This window comes from Streptomyces sp. NPDC110618 (genome assembly GCF_055657065.1).
Genome location: NZ_JBVKBN010000009.1, coordinates 74,729 through 91,162, shown reverse-complemented (window position 1 = coordinate 91,162; position 16,434 = coordinate 74,729). Strand labels below are relative to the sequence as shown.

Sequence of the window (16,434 nt, the reverse complement as noted above, 5' to 3'; positions counted from 1 at the left end):
ATTCCGCGTCCCGGGTCAGGAGATCCCCAGTTCTTTGTCGATCAGGTCGAACATCTCGTCGTCGGAGGCGGAGTCCAGGACATCGGCGCCCGCGTCGGCCTGAGGGTCGGTGCCGGTCCACAGCGCGAGCAGGTTCCGCAGCCGTTCGGTGACCTCCTGGTGGGCCTCGCCGCCGGTGCGGGCCTCGGCGGCCAGGGTCCGCGCCAGCCGGTCCAGTTCGGCGACGACGCCGCTGCCCGCACCCGCGTCGGCGGGGCCGGCGAGTTCGGCGTCCAGGTGGCGGGCCACGTCGGCCGGTGCCGGGTAGTCGAACACCAAGGTGGCGGGCAGGTGGAGTCCGGTGGCCGCGCCGAGCCGGTTGCGCAGTTCGACGGCGGTCAGCGAGTCGAAGCCCGCCTCGCGGAAGGCGCGCGTCGGGTCGACGGCGTCGATCCGGGCGTGGCCCAGGACCACGGCGGCCTGTTCCCGCACCAGTTCGACGAGGGCGGCGGTACGGGCCTCGGCGTCGAGTCCGGCGAGCCGTCCGCGCAGCGCGTCGGCGTCGGCGCCGGAGGCGGCTTCCTCCAGGGCCTCCTGTGCCTCCGGGATCCCGGTGAGCAGAGCGGTGGTGCGGGCGGCGGCGAAGGCGGGTGCGAACCGGGCCCAGTCGACGCGGGCCACCACGGCGGCCGGGTCGTCGCCGGAGGCGAGCCGCTCCATCGCCACGAGCGCCAGGTCGGGGTCGAGTCCGGTCAGACCGCGGCGGCGCAGGTACTCCTCCAGGCCGCCGCCCGCCGCCATCCCGTCCTGCGCCCACGGGCCCCAGGCCACCGAGGTGGCGGGCAGGCCCTCGGCCCGGCGCCGTTCGGCGAGGGTGTCGAGGTAGGCGTTGGCGGCGGCGTAGTTGGCCTGGCCCGGGGAGCCGATGGCCCCGGCGAAGGAGGAGAACAGCACGAACGCGGACAGCTCCCGGTCCCGGGTCAGTTCGTCCAGGTGCCGGGCGGCGACCGCCTTGGCGCGCAGCACCTGCGCGAACCGGTCGGGGGTGAGCGCCTCGATCAGTCCGTCGTCGAGGAGGCCCGCGGTGTGCACGACGGCGTCCACGGGGTGCTCGGCGAGCAGCGCGGCGAGGGCGTCGCGGTCGGCGGCGTCGCAGGCGGCGACCGTCACCCGGGCGCCGAGCGCGGCGAGTTCGTCCCGCAACTGCGGGGCGCCGGGGGCGTCGAGTCCACGCCGGCTGATCAGCAGCAGGTGCTCCGCGCCGCGTTCGGCGGCCCACCGGGCGACCCGGGCGCCGAGCGCGCCGGTGCCGCCGGTGATCAGCACGGTGCCCGAGGGCCGCCAGCCCGCGCCGAGGCTGCCGGGCGCCGTACGGGTGACACGGCGCCCGAAGACACCGGTGGCCCGGATCGCCACCTGGTCCTCTCCGGCGCGGCCCGCGAGAACGCCGGCGAGGCGGCCCGCGGCACGCCGGTCGACCAGCGGCGGTAGATCCACGAGCCCGCCCCAGCGGTCGGGGTGCTCCAGCGCGGCGACCCGGCCGAGGCCCCAGACGGCACCCTGCGCGGGATCGGGGGCCCGGTCGGAGCGGTTGACGCGGACAGCGCCGGTGGTCAGGGCCCAGAGGGGCGCGGTGAGCCCGGTGTCGAGCCAGGCCTGGAGGAGTACGGCGGTGGCGGGCACGTGTGTCGTGGCGCCGGGGTCCGTCAGGGCGAGGAAGGACAGTACGCCGGTGACCGGGGCGCCCGCCGCGGCCTCGGTGAGGCGGGCGGACAGGTCGGCGCGCTCCGGCAGGGACGGGCAGGGGACGGTGACCGGTTCGGCGCCGTGGGCGGTGAGGGCGTCCAGTACCGAGCGCACGAAGGGGTCGTCCTCCGCCCCGGCGGGCAGGACGGTGAGCCAGCGGCCGGGCAGGGCGCTCGCGGAGACGGCGCCGAGCGGCTTCCAGCCGACGCCGTACAGCCAGTCGTCGACACGGGACTGCTCCTGCTGGCCGTGCCACCAGTTCTTCAGCGCGGGCAGCAGCCCTTCGAGGGCCGCCTCGGTCACGCCGAGGGAGTCGGCGAGGGTGCCGGCGTCGCCGCGCTCCACGGCGGTCCAGAACGCGGAGTCCGCGCGCTCGGCGGAGGCGGTGTCGGGGCGGCCTCCGATGCGGGCGCCCTCGGGCCAGAACCGTTCGCGGGCGAAGGCGTAGGTGGGCAGGTCGACGAGGCGGGCACCGGTCGGCCGCAGGACGGCGTCCCAGTCGATCCGCCCGCCGTGCAGGCGCAGTTCGGCGAGGGCGGTGAGCAGGCTCGCCGGTTCGGGGCGGTCCTTGCGCAACAGCGGGGCGAAGAGCGGGTCGTCGCCGTCCACGGTGCCCTGGGCGAGCGCGGTGAGCGTGCCGTCGGGGCCGAGCTCCAGGTACCGGCCGGTGCCCTGCGCGTCGAGGGTGCGTACGGCGTCGGCGAAGCGCACCGGGCGCCGTACGTGCTCCACCCAGTGCTCGGCCGACATCAGCTGCTCGGCGGTGGCGGGCTCGCCGGTCAGGGTGGAGACGACGGGGATGCGGGGACGGTCGTACGTCAGGCTCTCCGCGACGGCACGGAAGTCCGCCAGCATCGGCTCCATCAGCGGCGAGTGGAAGGCGTGGCTGACCCGCAGGGTGGTCACCCGGCGGTCCTGGGCGCGGAACCGGTCGGCGATCTCCTGTACGGCCTCGGCCGCGCCGGAGACCACCACCGAGCGCGGGCCGTTGACGGCGGCGATGCCCACGGTGTCCGTGAGGTGGGGCAGTACCTCGTCCTCGGTCGCCTCGACGGCGGCCATGGCGCCGCCCGCCGGGAGGGCCTGCATCAGTCGGCCGCGGGCGGCGACGAGCTTGCAGGCGTCGGCCAGGGACCAGACCCCGGCGACGTGCGCGGCGGCGATCTCGCCGATGGAGTGACCGGCGAGCACGTCCGGGCGGACGCCGAAGGACTCCAGCAGCCGGAACAGGGCCACTTCCAGGGCGAACAGGGCGGGCTGGGTGAACTCGGTTCGGTTCAGCGTCTCTTCGTCGTCGCCGAAGACGACCGCTTTCAGGTCGAAGGGCAGTTCCGCGTCGACCGCGTCGAAGGCGTCCGCGAACGCGGGGAAGGCTGCGTGCAGTTCGCGGGCCATGCTCAGTCGCTGGGCGCCTTGTCCGGCGAACAGGAACGCGGTCCGGTGGCCCGCCCGGCTCTCCGCGCCGGTCAGGACGGCGGGGTCGGGGGTGCCGACGGCCAGGGCGCGCAGCCCGTGCAGGAGTTGGTCGCGGTCGGCGGCGAGGACGGCGGCGCGGTGCTCCAGCCAGGGGCGGCGGACGGTGGAGAGGGCGAGGTCGGCCGGGCGCAGGGCGGTGTCGCTGTCGACGCGCGCCCACAGGCGTTCGGCCTGACCGCGCAGGGCCTGCTCGGAGGCGGCGGAGAGGAGTACCGGCGTCACCGGCAACTCGTTCGTGTGCTCGGGCTGTTCCTCCCCGATGTCGGGGGCCTGTTCGATGATGACGTGGGCGTTGGTGCCGCTGATACCGAACGAGGACACTCCGGCGCGGCGGGGGCGGCCGTCGGGCTCGGGCCACTCCACGTTCTCGGTGAGCAGGGCGATGTCACCGGCGGTCCAGTCGATGAACGGGGACGGCTCGTCGGCGTGCAGAGTGCGCGGGAGGACGCCGTGCCGCATCGCCATGACCATCTTGATGACCCCACCGACGCCTGCGGCAGCCTGGGTGTGGCCGACGTTGGACTTCAACGAGCCGAGGTAGAGGGGCTGTTGGCGGTCCTGGCCGTAGGTGGCGAGGAGGGCCTGGGCCTCGATGGGGTCGCCGAGGGGGGTGCCGGTGCCGTGGGCCTCCACGGCGTCCACGTCGGCGGGCCTGAGACCGGCACCGGCGAGGGCCTGGCGGATCACCCGCTCCTGCGCGGGGCCGTTGGGGGCGGTCAGGCCGTTGGAGGCGCCGTCCTGGTTCACCGCGGACCCGGCGACGACCGCCAGCACGCGGTGACCGTTGCGGCGGGCGTCGGACAGGCGCTCCAGGACGAGCATGCCGATGCCCTCGGACCAGGCGGTGCCGTCGGCCCCGGCGCCGAAGGACTTGCAGCGGCCGTCGGAGGCGAGTCCGCGCTGCTGGCTGAAGTCGACGAAGGTGTCCGGCGTCGACATCACCATGACACCGCCGGTCAGTGCGAGATCGCAGTCCCCGGCGCGCAGCGACTGCGCGGCCAGGTGCAGCGTGACCAGGGAGGACGAGCAGGCCGTGTCGACGGTCATCGCCGGGCCCTCCAGCCCAAAGGTGTAGGCGATACGGCCGGAGTGGACACTGGCGGTGTTGCCGGTGAGCAGGTAGCCGTCGGAGTCGTGCTCGCCCTCGCGCAGACACGAGTGGTAGTCCTGCCCCATGACGCCGGCGAACACGCCGGTACGGCTGCCGCGCAGCGCGGTCGGATCGATCCCGGCCCGTTCGAACACCTCCCAGGACACCTCAAGCAGCAGCCGCTGCTGGGGGTCCATGGCGAGCGCCTCACGTGGGGAGATCCCGAACAGGGCGGCGTCGAAGGAGGCGGCGTCGTAGAGGAAGCCGCCGCGCCGGACGTAGGTCTTGCCGAGGCGTCCGGGCTCGGGGTCGTACAGGGCCTCCAGGTCCCAGCCGCGGTCGGTCGGGAAGTCGCCGATGGCGTCGCCGCCCTCGGTGACCAGCCGCCACAGGTCCTCCGGCGACTCGACGCCGCCCGGGTAGCGGCAGGCCATGCCGACGATGACGATCGGGTCGTCGTCGACATCCCGTCGGACGGGCAGTGCCTCGCCCCGCGCGCCGGGCGCGCCGTCGGCGAGGGCGGTCAGCAGGTGCCGGGCGAGCGCGGCGGGCGAGGGGTGGTCGAAGACCAGGGTGGCGGGCAGCCGCAGTCCGGTCGCGGCGTTCACGCGGTTGCGCAGTTCGACGGAGGTCAGCGAGTCGAAGCCGAGCGCCTTGAAGGCCTGGCCGGGTGCCACGTCCGCGGCGGACGCGTGCCCGAGGACCTGCGCGACCAGCTCGCGGACCGTCTTCAGCAGGTACGGCTCCCGTTCGGCCGCGGGCAGCGCGGCGAGCCGGGCGCGCAGCTCGCCGCCCCCGGAGCCGTGACCGCCGGTGTGCGCGGCACGCCGTGCGCCGCCGCGGACCAGACCGCGCAACAGCGGCGGTACGTCGTCGAGTTGGCGCAAGGTGCGGAAGTCCAGGTCGACGGGGAGGAGCAGGGGGCCCTGGGGGTGGCGCAGCACGGCGTCCAGTACGGCGAGGCCGTGGCCGGGGTCGAGGGGGCGGACTCCTCCGCGTGCCATCCGGCGCAGATCGGCCTCGCTCAGTTCGCCCGTCATGCCCGTGCCGGGCGCCCAGGGGCCCCAGGCGAGGGACACGGCGGGCAGTCCGCTCCTGGCGCGGCGCACAGCGATCGCGTCGAGACAGGCGTTGGCGGCGGCGTAGTTGGCCTGGCCCGCGCTGCCGAAGGTGGCGGCGACGGAGGAGAACAGCACGAACGCGGCCAGGTCCCGGTCGCGGGTGAGCGCGTCCAGGTGGTGGGCGGCGTCGGCCTTGGGGCGCAGCACCGTTCGCAGCCGTTCCTCGGTGAGGGAGGCGAGGACGCCGTCGTCGAGCACGCCCGCGGCATGGATGACGCCGGTGAGGGGGCGGTCGGCGGGGATCGTCGCGAGCAGCGCCTCAAGGGCGGCGCGGTTGGACACGTCGCAGGCGGCGACGGTCGCCTCGGCGCCCAAGTCGGCCAGCTCGGTGATCAGTTCGGCGGCGCCGGGGGCGTCGGGGCCGCGGCGGGAGGTGAGGAGCAGGTGTCGTACGCCGTGCTCGGTGGCGAGGTGGCGGGCGACGAGGGCACCCAGGCCGCCGGTGCCGCCGGTGATGAGGACGGTGCCGTCGGAGAGGTGGGGGGCGGGTGCCGCTTCGACGGGGAACGCTTGGGCGGGTGCCTCCTCGGCGGGTGCCGCTTCGGCCAGGATCGCTTCGGCGGGTGCCTCCTCGGCGGGGATCGCTTCGGCGGGGATCGCTTCCGCGGGGATCGCTTCCGCGGGGATCGGGAAAGGCTGGGTGACGAGGCGAGGGGTGCGTGCCGTGCCCTCGCGCAGGGCCAGTTCCGAGTCCTCGGTGGTGCCGGTCGCGAGGGCGAGCAGCGTGTCCTGGGAGGCGGGCGTGCCGTCGGTGTCGGCGAGGACGATACGGCCGGGGTTCTCGGTGCGGGCGGCGCGCAGCAGGCCCCACAGGGCAGCGAGCGCCGGGTCGGGTTCCTCACCGTCGTCCACGGCCACGGCGCCTTGGGTGACGACGAGGAGGCGGGTGTCGGTGAACTCCTCGGCGGAGAGCCAGTCCTGTATGAAGGTGAGCGCGTCGGCGGTGGTGGCGTGGACCAGCGCGCCTGACGCGTCCGTCGTGTCCGTCGCGTCCGTCGGGGCCCAGGGCAGGAGCACCGTGCGGGGCGCGGGGTCGCCGTCATGGATTGCGCGGCTCAGTTCGGCGCGGGTGCGGGTGGGGAGCGGGCCCGGGAATGCGGTGTCCGCGGCTCGGTCCGTGAGGACGACCGCGGTACCGGGTTCCGGGGTCGGGAGCGGTACCGGGGTCCATTCGACGCGGTAGGCGCTGAAGGGCCTTGCGGTGGTCAGCTCGGACGGCACCTCGCGCAGGGTGAGGGAGTCGACGCGGGCGACCGCGCCGCCGGCCGGGTCTGCGAGTTCGAGGGTGACCGCGTCGGGGCCGGCGGGGGCGATCCGTACGCGCAGGGCGCGCGCGTGGGAGGCGTACAGCGACAGCCCGTTCCAGGCGAAGGGCAGCCGTCCGGCGCCGTCGGTCGCGCCGAGGGGGCCGTACAGCACGGCGTGCAGGGCGGAGTCGAGCAGCGCGGGGTGGAGGGCGCAGCGCCCGGCGAGCGTCTCGTGTTCCTCGGGCAGGGCGACCTCGGCGAACACCTCGTCACCGCGCCGCCACACGGCCCGCAGTCCCTGGAAGACGGGCCCGTACGTCAGCCCGGCCGCCGCCAGCCGCTCGTACGCGTCGTCGGCGGGGCGGGGTTCGGCGCCCGTCGGGGGCCACTGGGTGAGGTCGAAGCCGGGATCAGCGGGCTCGGCGGTCTCGGTTTCGGGCGCGAGGACGCCCTCGGCGTGCAGGGTCCAGGGGGTGTCGTCGGGCGCCTCGTCCGGACGGGAGTGCACCTCCACCGTGCGCCGTCCCGTCGGGTCGGCGACGCCGACGGTGACTTGGAGCCGGAGCGTGCCCTGCTCGGGGATCAGCAGCGGCACCAGGATCGTCAGGTCCTCGACCCGTTCGCAGCCGACCTCGGCCCCGGCGCGCAACGCCAACTCGGCCCAGCCGGTGCCGGGGAAGACCACCGCGCCGCGCACGGCGTGGTCGCGCAGCCACGGGTGGGAGCGCTGCGAGAGCCGCCCCGTGAGCACCGTCCCGCCACCGGCGAGGGCGACGGCGGCGCCGAGCAGCGGATGTCCGGCCGCGCCGAGTCCGGCGGCGGCCAGATCGCCGGGGCGCTGCCCGACCGACGGCCAGTACCGCCGCCGTTGGAAGGCGTACGTCGGCAGATCGACGGGACGTGCTCCGGTACCGGCTCCGGGGAACAGGGCTCGCCAGTCGGTGGCGCCGCCGTGAGTGAACAGCGCGGCGACGGCGGAGAGCAGCGCCTCGGGCTCGGGGCGGTTCTTGCGCAGGGCGGGTACGAGGACGGCGGTGCCGGTGTCGTCCGTGTCCAGGATCGCCTGGGCGAGGGCGGTGAGGGTGCCGTCGGGGCCCAGCTCCAGGTATCGCGTGACGTTCTGCGCGGCGAGCGTGCTCACGGCGTCGGCGTAGCGGACGGTGCGACGGACGTGGGTGACCCAGTAGTCGGGGGTCATCAGCTCGGCCGGGTCCGCGAAAGTGCCGGTGACGGTGGAGATCAGTGGCAGTCGCGGTCGATCGTAGGTCAGGCTCTCGGCGGCGGTACGGAAGTCCGCCAGCATCGGCTCCATCAGCGGCGAGTGGAAGGCGTGGCTGACACGGAGGGCGGTGACCTTGCGGTCCTGGGCGCGGAAATGGGCGGCGACCGGCTCGACGGCTTCGGCCGCTCCGGCGATCACGACGGACCGGGGGCCGTTGACGGCCGCGAGGTCGACGCCGGTTCCGTCGAGCAGCGGCAGTACCTCCTCTTCGGAGGCCTGTACGGCGACCATCGCGCCGCCCGCCGGGAGGGCCTGCATCAGTCGGCCACGGGCGGCGACGAGCTTGCAGGCGTCGGCCAGGGACCACACTCCGGCGACGTGGGCGGCGGCAATCTCGCCGATGGAGTGACCCGCGAGCACGTCCGGGCGGACGCCCCACGACTCCAGCAGCCGGAACAGGGCCACTTCCAGGGCGAAGAGGGCAGGCTGGGTGAACTCCGTGCGGTTCAGGACCTCTTCGTCGTCGCCGAAGACAACCGCCTTCAGGTCGAAGGGCAGTTCCGCGTCCACCGCATCGAAGGCGTCCGCGAACACCGGGTAGGTCTCGTGGAGTTCGCGGCCCATGCCCAGGCGCTGGGCGCCCTGGCCCGCGAAGAGCAGGGCGGTCGTGCCGGTGCGGGGGGCGGTGCCTCGGACGAGGTTCGGGGCCGCCGTGCCGTCGTCGGCGAGTGCGGTGAGGCCGGTGAGGAGTTCGTCCCGGGTGGCGGCGAGGACTACCGCGCGGTGCTCCAGGGCGGTGCGCGTGGTGACGGACGCCCAGCCGATGTCGGCCAGTTTGGCGTCCTGCGCGGCCGGACTCCGGAGCAGGCTCAGGAGGCGCTCCGCCTGGGCGCGTACGGCTGGGGCAGCGGCGCCCGAGAGCACGACCGGGACGATGGCCGGGGTCTCGGAGGGCTCGGTGTGGGCCGGGGTGTCCGTCGGGGTTTCGGGGGCTTCTTCGAGGATGACGTGGGCGTTGGTACCGCTGATGCCGAACGACGAGACTCCGGCGCGGCGCGGGCGGTTGTCCGGGCACGACCACTGGGTGTTCTCGGTCAGCAGGGTGATGTCCCCGGCCGTCCAGTCCACGTGGGACGACGGTTCGTCGACGTGCAGGGTGCGCGGGAGGACGCCGTGACGCATGGCCATGACCATCTTGATGACTCCGCCGACGCCTGCGGCGGCCTGGGCGTGGCCGATGTTCGACTTCAACGAGCCGAGGTACAGGGGCTGATCGGCGGAGCGGTCCTGGCCATAGGTGGCGAGGAGGGCCTGCGCCTCGATGGGGTCGCCGAGGGGGGTGCCGGTGCCATGGGCCTCGACCGCGTCGACGTCGGCGGGCTTGAGCCCGGCACCGGCCAGGGCCTGGCGGATGACGCGCTGCTGGGACGGACCGTTGGGGGCGGTCAGGCCGTTGGAGGCACCGTCCTGGTTCACCGCCGAACCGGCGACGACGGCGAGCACGCGGTGACCGTTGCGGCGGGCGTCCGACAGCCGCTCGACCAGCAGCAGGCCCACACCCTCCGACCACGCGGTGCCGTCGGCCGCATCGGAGAACGCCTTGCAACGGCCGTCGGTCGCGAGACCGCGCTGGCGCGAGAACTCCACGAACATCTCCGGACCCGCCATCACGGTGACGCCACCGGCCAGGGCGAGGTCGCACTCGTTGGAGCGGAGGGCCTGGGCGGCGAGATGCAGGGCGACCAGCGAGGACGAGCAGGCCGTGTCAACGGTGACCGCCGGGCCCTCGAAGCCGAAGGTGTACGCGATGCGGCCCGAGGCGACGCTGCCGGTGGAGCCGGTCAGTAGGTAGCCGTCCGAGTCGTGCTCACCCGCGCGGAGGAAGGAGCCGTAGTCCTGGGTGATCGCGCCGGCGAAGACGCCGGTGCGGGAGCCGCGCAGCGACGCGGGGTCGATCCCGGCCCGCTCGAACACCTCCCACGAGGTCTCCAGCAGCAGCCGTTGCTGCGGGTCCATGGCGAGGGCTTCACGCGGCGAGATACCGAACAGCGTGGCGTCGAACTCGGCGGCGTCGTAGAGGAAACCGCCCTGGCGGACGTAGGTGTGCCCGGCCCGGCCGGGTTCGGGGTCGAAGAGCGTGTCGAGGTCCCAGCCCCGGTCGGTCGGGAAGGTGCCGATGGCGTCGCCGCCCTCACTGACCAGCCGCCACAGGTCCTCGGGTGAGCCGACTCCCCCGGGGAAGCGGCAGGCCATGCCCACGATGACGATCGGGTCGTCGCCGGTGCCGAGTGCCGCGGGCAGCGGGGTGGCGGAGGACACGGTGTCGTCCTGGCCCTCGGAGAGCTGCGCGAGCAGGTGTCGGGCGAGGACGGCCGGTGTCGGGTAGTCGAAGACAAGAGTGGCGGACAGCCGCATGCCGGTGGCGGCGTTGAGGCGGTTGCGCAGTTCGACCGAGGTGAGGGAGTCGAAGCCGAGGGCCTTGAAGGGCTGCTCGGCGTCGACGTCGGCGGCGGACCCGTGTCCGAGGACTGAGGCAACCTGGCTGCACACGAGGTCCCGTACGAACTTCTCGCGCTCGGCCGGGGGCAGCCCGGCGACCCGCCTGCTCAGGTCTGCGGTTCCTGCGGCCCCGGCTTGCGTCTCCACGGCCCGGCGGGCGGGTGCGCGGACCAGGCCCCGCAGGAGTACGGGCACGTCCTGTCCGCGCTTGCGCAGCGCGGCGACCTCCAGGTGGACCGGGAGGACGGCGGCGCGTTCTAGCGCTGCGCCGGAGGCCAGGGCCGTGTCGAGCAGGGCGAGGGCATCGTCGGGGGCGAGGGGCCGCATACCCTCGCGGGCCATGCGGCGCAGGTCGGCCTCGGAGAGTTCGGCGGTCATCCCGGCGCCGGGCGCCCAGGGGCCCCAGGCCAGGGAGGTGGCGGGCAGGCCGGCTGTGCGGCGGGTCGCGGCGAAGGCGTCCAGGAAGGCGTTCGCTGCCGCGTAGTTGGCCTGGCCGGCGCCGCCGAAGGTGCCGGACACGGAGGAGAAGAGCACGAAGGCGGACAGGTCCGCGTCGCGGGTCAGCTCGTGCAGGTGCGTCACCGCGTCGACCTTCGGACGCAGGACGCGGGTGAGGCGGTCGGGGGTGAGGGCGGAGATCACGCCGTCGTCCAGGACGCCTGCCGTGTGGATGACGGCAGTGAGCGGTCGGTCGGCCAGGGCGGCGGCGAGGGCGTCGCGGTCGGCCACGTCGACGGCGGCGACCTCGACCTGGGCGCCCAACTCCGCCAGCTCGTGTACGAGTTCGGCGGCGCCCGGCGCGTCGGTGCCTCGGCGGCTGGCCAGCAGCAGGTGCCGTACACCGTGCTCGGTGACCAGATGCCGGGCGACCAGCGCGCCCAGGCCGCCTGTACCGCCGGTGACCAGGACCGTGCCCTCCGGATCCAGCGGCGCCGGAACCGTCAGAACCACCTTGCCGACGTGACGGGCCTGCGACAGGTACCGGAACGCGTCCGGGGCCCGGCGCACATCCCAACAGGTGACCGGGAGAGGCTTCACCGCGCCCGCCTCGAACAACGTCACCAGCTCGGCGAGCATCTGCCCGATCCGGTCCGGCCCGGCGTCCCACAGGTCGAAGGCCCGGTACAGCACACCGCCGGGGACCGACTCCGGATCGCGGATGTCGGTCTTGCCCATCTCCAGGAACCGGCCGCCACGCGGCAGCAACCGCAGCGAGGCGTCGACGAACTCACCGGCCAGCGAGTCCAGAACCACGTCCACACCGGCGCCATCGGTCGCGGCCAGGAAGGCGGACTCGAAGTCCGTGTCACGGGACGAGGCAATGTGCTCGTCGTCCAGCCCCGCCGCCCGCAGCGCGTCCCACTTCCCGGCACTCGCGGTACCGAACACCTCGGCACCGAAATGCCGGGCGAGTTGCGTCGCGGCCATGCCCACACCACCGGCCGCCGCGTGCACGAGAATCCGCTCACCCGCACGCAGCCCACCGAGGTCCCTGAGCGCGTAATACGCCGTCAGGAACACAATCGGCACCGATGCCGCCTGCGCGAACGACCACCCCGACGGAACCCGAGCGATGGTGCGCGCGTCCGCGACAGCAACAGGCCCGAACGCACCCGAGAACATCCCGAACACCCGGTCACCCACGGCCAGTTCGGTCACACCGGGGCCGACCTCGGTGACCACACCCGCGCCCTCCAGACCGAAGTCCCGCGCATCCCCCGGATACATGCCGAGCGCGTTCAGCACATCCCGGAAGTTCACCCCCGCCGCACGCACCGCGACCCGGACCTGGCCCTCACCCAGCTCCGTCCGCTCGACCGGCGTGAGCGCCAGCCCCTCCAGAGTGCCCTTCTCCACGATGTCCAGCCGCCACGCAGACCCGTCGACCGGGGCCGTGAGAAGGCCGGTGGAGGCGCGCCCCAGGCGGGGTGCGAACACGGCTCCGTCACGGATCGCCAACTCCGGTTCGCCGGAGCCCAGGGCACTTCCCACCGCCGACCAGGACTCGTCGGCGTCGTCGATGTCCAGCAGGGTGAACCGCTCGGGTGCCTCGGCACGGGCGGCGCGCACCAGACCCCAGACGGCGGCCAGGGCCGGGTCGGGTTCGTTGCGCTCGCCGGGTGCGACGGCGCCATGGGTCACTACGACCAGCCGGGCGTTGTCGAAGCGTTCGTCGGCCAGCCACTGGCGTACGAGGTCCAGGACGTGCGCGGTGAGGGCGTGGGTGGCCTCGGGGAGATCACCGGACGGGCGGTCGACGCGGACGAGGACATCGCCGGTGATCGTCTCCCCGGGCGCCGGGAGTCCGGTGCGGGGGCGATCCGGTGCGGTGGTGCTCGGCTCGGTGGGGACCTTCGTCCAGTCGACTTGGAAGAGGTTCTGGCGGTGCGTGTCGGCTCCGGTGAGAGCGCCCTCCCGGAGGGTCAGCGCCTCGACAGTGGCCACCAACAGACCTGTGGTGTCGGCCAGTTCCAGCGTCACCGTGTCAGTGCCGGCCGGACTCATCCGTACCCGCAGTTCCCGAGCCCCGGACGCCCACAAGGACACCCCGGACCAGGCGAACGGCAGCCGCGCCCGCCCGTCGGCCAGTACCGGAGAGAACAGCACCGGGTGCAGCGCGGCATCCAACAGCGCCGGATGCAGACCAAACCCACCCGTCTCCTGCTCAGCAGGAAGCGCTACCTCCGCGAAGACCTCCTCACCCCGCCGCCACACGGCCCGCAGCCCCTGGAACACGGGCCCGTACGACAGACCGAGACCAGCGAATCGCTCGTACACACCCTCCACCGGCTCCGCCGTGCCCCCCTGCGGCGGCCATACAGCGAAGTCCGGCTCCGCGCACCGGCCGGAGGCTGCGGCGAGAGCGCCCGTCGCGTGCAGAGTCCACGCATCACCGTCCAAGGCGTCCTCGGCACGGGAATGGATCTCCAACGCACGCCGGCCGGACGCATCCGCCACGCCGACCCGCACCTGCACACGCACCCCACCCCGCCCGGGCAACACCAGCGGCGCCGCGAGCGTCAGATCCTCCACCCGGTCACAGCCCGCCGACTCCCCCGCCCGCAGAGCCAGTTCGAGGAAACCAGTCCCCGGGAACACCACCGAACCCGCCACGACGTGATCGCTCAACCACTGTTGCGTCCCCGGCGACAGACGTCCCGTCAGCAACACCTCACCGTCACCACCGGCCAGTTCCACCGCCGCACCCAGCAACGGATGCTCCGCCGACCCCAGACCCACGGCACGCAGGTCGCCGCTGGCGGAACCGGTGTCGCGGGACCAGTAGCGGCGGCGTTGGAAGGGGTAGGTCGGCAGGTCCAGGGGTTCCTGGGCCGCGCTCGTGGCGTCGTCCAGCGGGATTGTGGCGTCCCAGGCCACGGGCAGGCCCGTGACGAAGAGCTGGGCGAGGGCGGTGAGCAGGCTCTCCGGTTCGGGGTGGTCCTTGCGCAGGGCGGCGGCGAAGATCTCGGTGCCGCCGTCCAGGCAGTCCTGGGCGAGGGCGGTGAGGGTCCCGTCGGGGCCGAGTTCGAGGAGTCGGCCTGTCTTGCGCTCGGCGAGGGCGCGCATGCCGTCGGCGAAGCGTACGGGGCGGCGTACGTGTTCCACCCAGTAGTCCGCGGAGGTGAGTTCCGCTGCCGTGGCGAGACGGCCGGTGACGTTCGAGACGACGGGGATGCGAGGGCGGGCGTACGTCAGGCTCTCCGCGACCGCACGGAACTCCGCCAGCATCGGCTCCATCAACGGCGAGTGGAACGCATGACTCACCCGCAGCGCGGTCACCTTACGGTCCTGGGCCCGGAAGTGCGCTGCCACCTCCTCCACGGCCGCCGCGTCACCCGACACCACCACCGAGCGCGGCCCGTTCACGGCCGCCAGACCCACACGCTCGTCGTCGACGAACGGCAGGACCTCCGCCTCCGAAGCCTGCACCGCCACCATCGCGCCCCCGGCCGGAAGCGCCTGCATCAAACGACCCCGCGCGGCAACCAGCCTGCACGCGTCCGCCAGCGACCACACCCCCGCCACATGCGCCGCCGCGATCTCACCGATCGAATGACCCGCCAGCACATCCGGCCGCACGCCCCACGACTCCACCAACCGGAACAGAGCCACTTCCAACGCGAACAACGCGGGCTGCGCGAACTCCGTACAATTCAGCAGCTCCTGGTCATCACCGAAGGCAACCGCCTTCAGGTCGAAGGGCAGTTCCGCGTCCACCGCGTCGAAGGCGTCCGCGAACACCGGGTACGTCCCGTACAACTCCCGCCCCATACCCAGGCGTTGCGACCCCTGCCCGGTGAAGAGCACGGCGAGACGGCCGCCGGGGCGGACGTTCCCGACGACAGCCCCCGCGTGTGCGGTGTCGGCGGCAAGGGCGGTGAGGGCCGTGTGGAGGTCGGCGTGGGTGCGGCCGGTCAGGACGGCTCGGTGCTCGAACGTGCTGCGGGTGGTGGCGAGGGCGTGGCCGATGTGGGCCGGGTTCTGGCCGGGGCGGGTGTCGAGGTGGGTGAGCAGGCGGGCGGCCTGTGCGGTGAGCGCCGCCCGGCTGCGGGCGGAGAGGACCCAGGGCAGTGGGGCGCCGGGGCGGGGGTCGGACGTCTCCTTGGTGGGGGTCTCGTCGTCCTCCGTGGGTGTCGGCGCGGGAGCTTCCTCGACGATCAGGTGGGCGTTGGTGCCGCTGATGCCGAAGGAGGAGATCGCGGCGCGGCGCGGGCGTTCGCCCTCCTGGGGCCAGGGCTGGGCCTCGGTGAGCAGGCGCAGTTCGGCGGCGGTCCAGTCGATGTGGTGTGACGGTTCGTCGGCGTGGAGGGTGCGGGGCAGGAGGCCGTGGCGCATGGCCAGGACCATCTTGATGATGCCGGCGACGCCCGCGGCGGCCTGGGTGTGTCCGATGTTGGACTTCACCGAGCCGAGCCACAGGGGCCGTTCGCGGTGGTCGCCGTAGGTGGCGAGCAGGGCTTCGGCCTCGATGGGGTCGCCGAGCGGGGTGCCGGTGCCGTGGGCCTCGATGGCGTCGACGTCGGCGGGGGTGAGCGCGGCGTCGGCGAGGGCGTCGCGGATGACGCGTTCCTGGGCGGGGCCGTTGGGGGCGGTGAGGCCGTTGGAGGCGCCGTCCTGGTTGACCGCCGAGCCGCGGATGACGGCGAGGACGGGGTGGCCGTTGCGGCGGGCGTCGGAGAGCCGTTCCAGCAGGAGCATGCCGACGCCCTCGGCGGGGCCGAAGCCGCCCGCGTCGGCGGAGAACGCCTTGCAGCGGCCGTCGGCGGCGAGGGCGCGCTGGCGGCCGAAGTCGACGAACATCTCGGGCCCGGACATGACGGTGACGCCGCCGCCGAGGGCGAGGTCGCACTCGCCGGCGCGCAGGGCCCGTACGGCGAGGTGGAGGGCGACGAGGGAGGAGGAGCAGGCGGTGTCGACGGTGACGGCGGGGCCCTCCAGGCCGAAGGAGTAGGCGATGCGGCCGGAGGCGACGCTGATGGTGCTGCCGGTGAGGAGGTGGCCGCCGAGTTCGGCCTGGGCGCCGCGCGAGCGCGGCAGGTAGTCCTGGGCGATGGCGCCGATGAACACTCCGGTGCGGGAGCCGCGGAGCGAGGCCGGGACGATTCCCGCCCGCTCGACAGTCTCCCAGGAGGTCTCCAGCAGCAGCCGCTGCTGCGGGTCCATGGCCTGCGCCTCGCGCGGGGAGATCTCGAAGAACTCGGCGTCGAACAGGGGCGCTTCGTGCAGGAAGCCGCCCTCGCGGACATAGGAGGTGCCGGGGTTGTCCGGGTCCGGGTCATAGAGGGCGTCGAGGTCCCAGCCGCGGTCGGTGGGGAAGGGGGTGACGGCGTCGGTGCCGGAGGCGAGCAGCCGCCACATGGCCTCGGGGCTGTCGGCTCCGTCGGGGAAGCGGCAGCCCATCGCCACGATGGCCACGGGTTCGTGCCGCTGGTCCTCGATGTCCTGCAGACGCTTGCGTGTCTGACGAAGGTCGGCCGTGACCAGCTTGAGGTAGTCCCGCAGCTTCTCTTCGTTGCTCGCCATTCGTTGCCACTTCCTAGGAGGAGCCCCGAG

Annotated in this window: 1 protein-coding gene; it reads right to left on the bottom strand. The window is 73.8% G+C overall.

Annotated features, from left to right (window positions below; genetic code table 11):
- Positions 1-15: 15 nt before the first annotated feature.
- Positions 16-16,404 carry a type I polyketide synthase gene (locus ACZ7L7_RS17680; RefSeq protein WP_472076404.1) on the bottom strand — a complete coding sequence of 5,463 codons (16,389 nt, stop codon included), beginning with the start codon at positions 16,402-16,404 and terminating at the stop codon, positions 16-18.
- Positions 16,405-16,434 lie beyond the last annotated feature (30 nt).

What these genes read in the sequence shown, in the direction of transcription:
- ACZ7L7_RS17680 (WP_472076404.1), bottom strand. Translation starts at nt 16,404, where the DNA reads ATGGCGAGCAACGAAGAGAAGCTGCGGGACTACCTCAAGCTGGTCACG.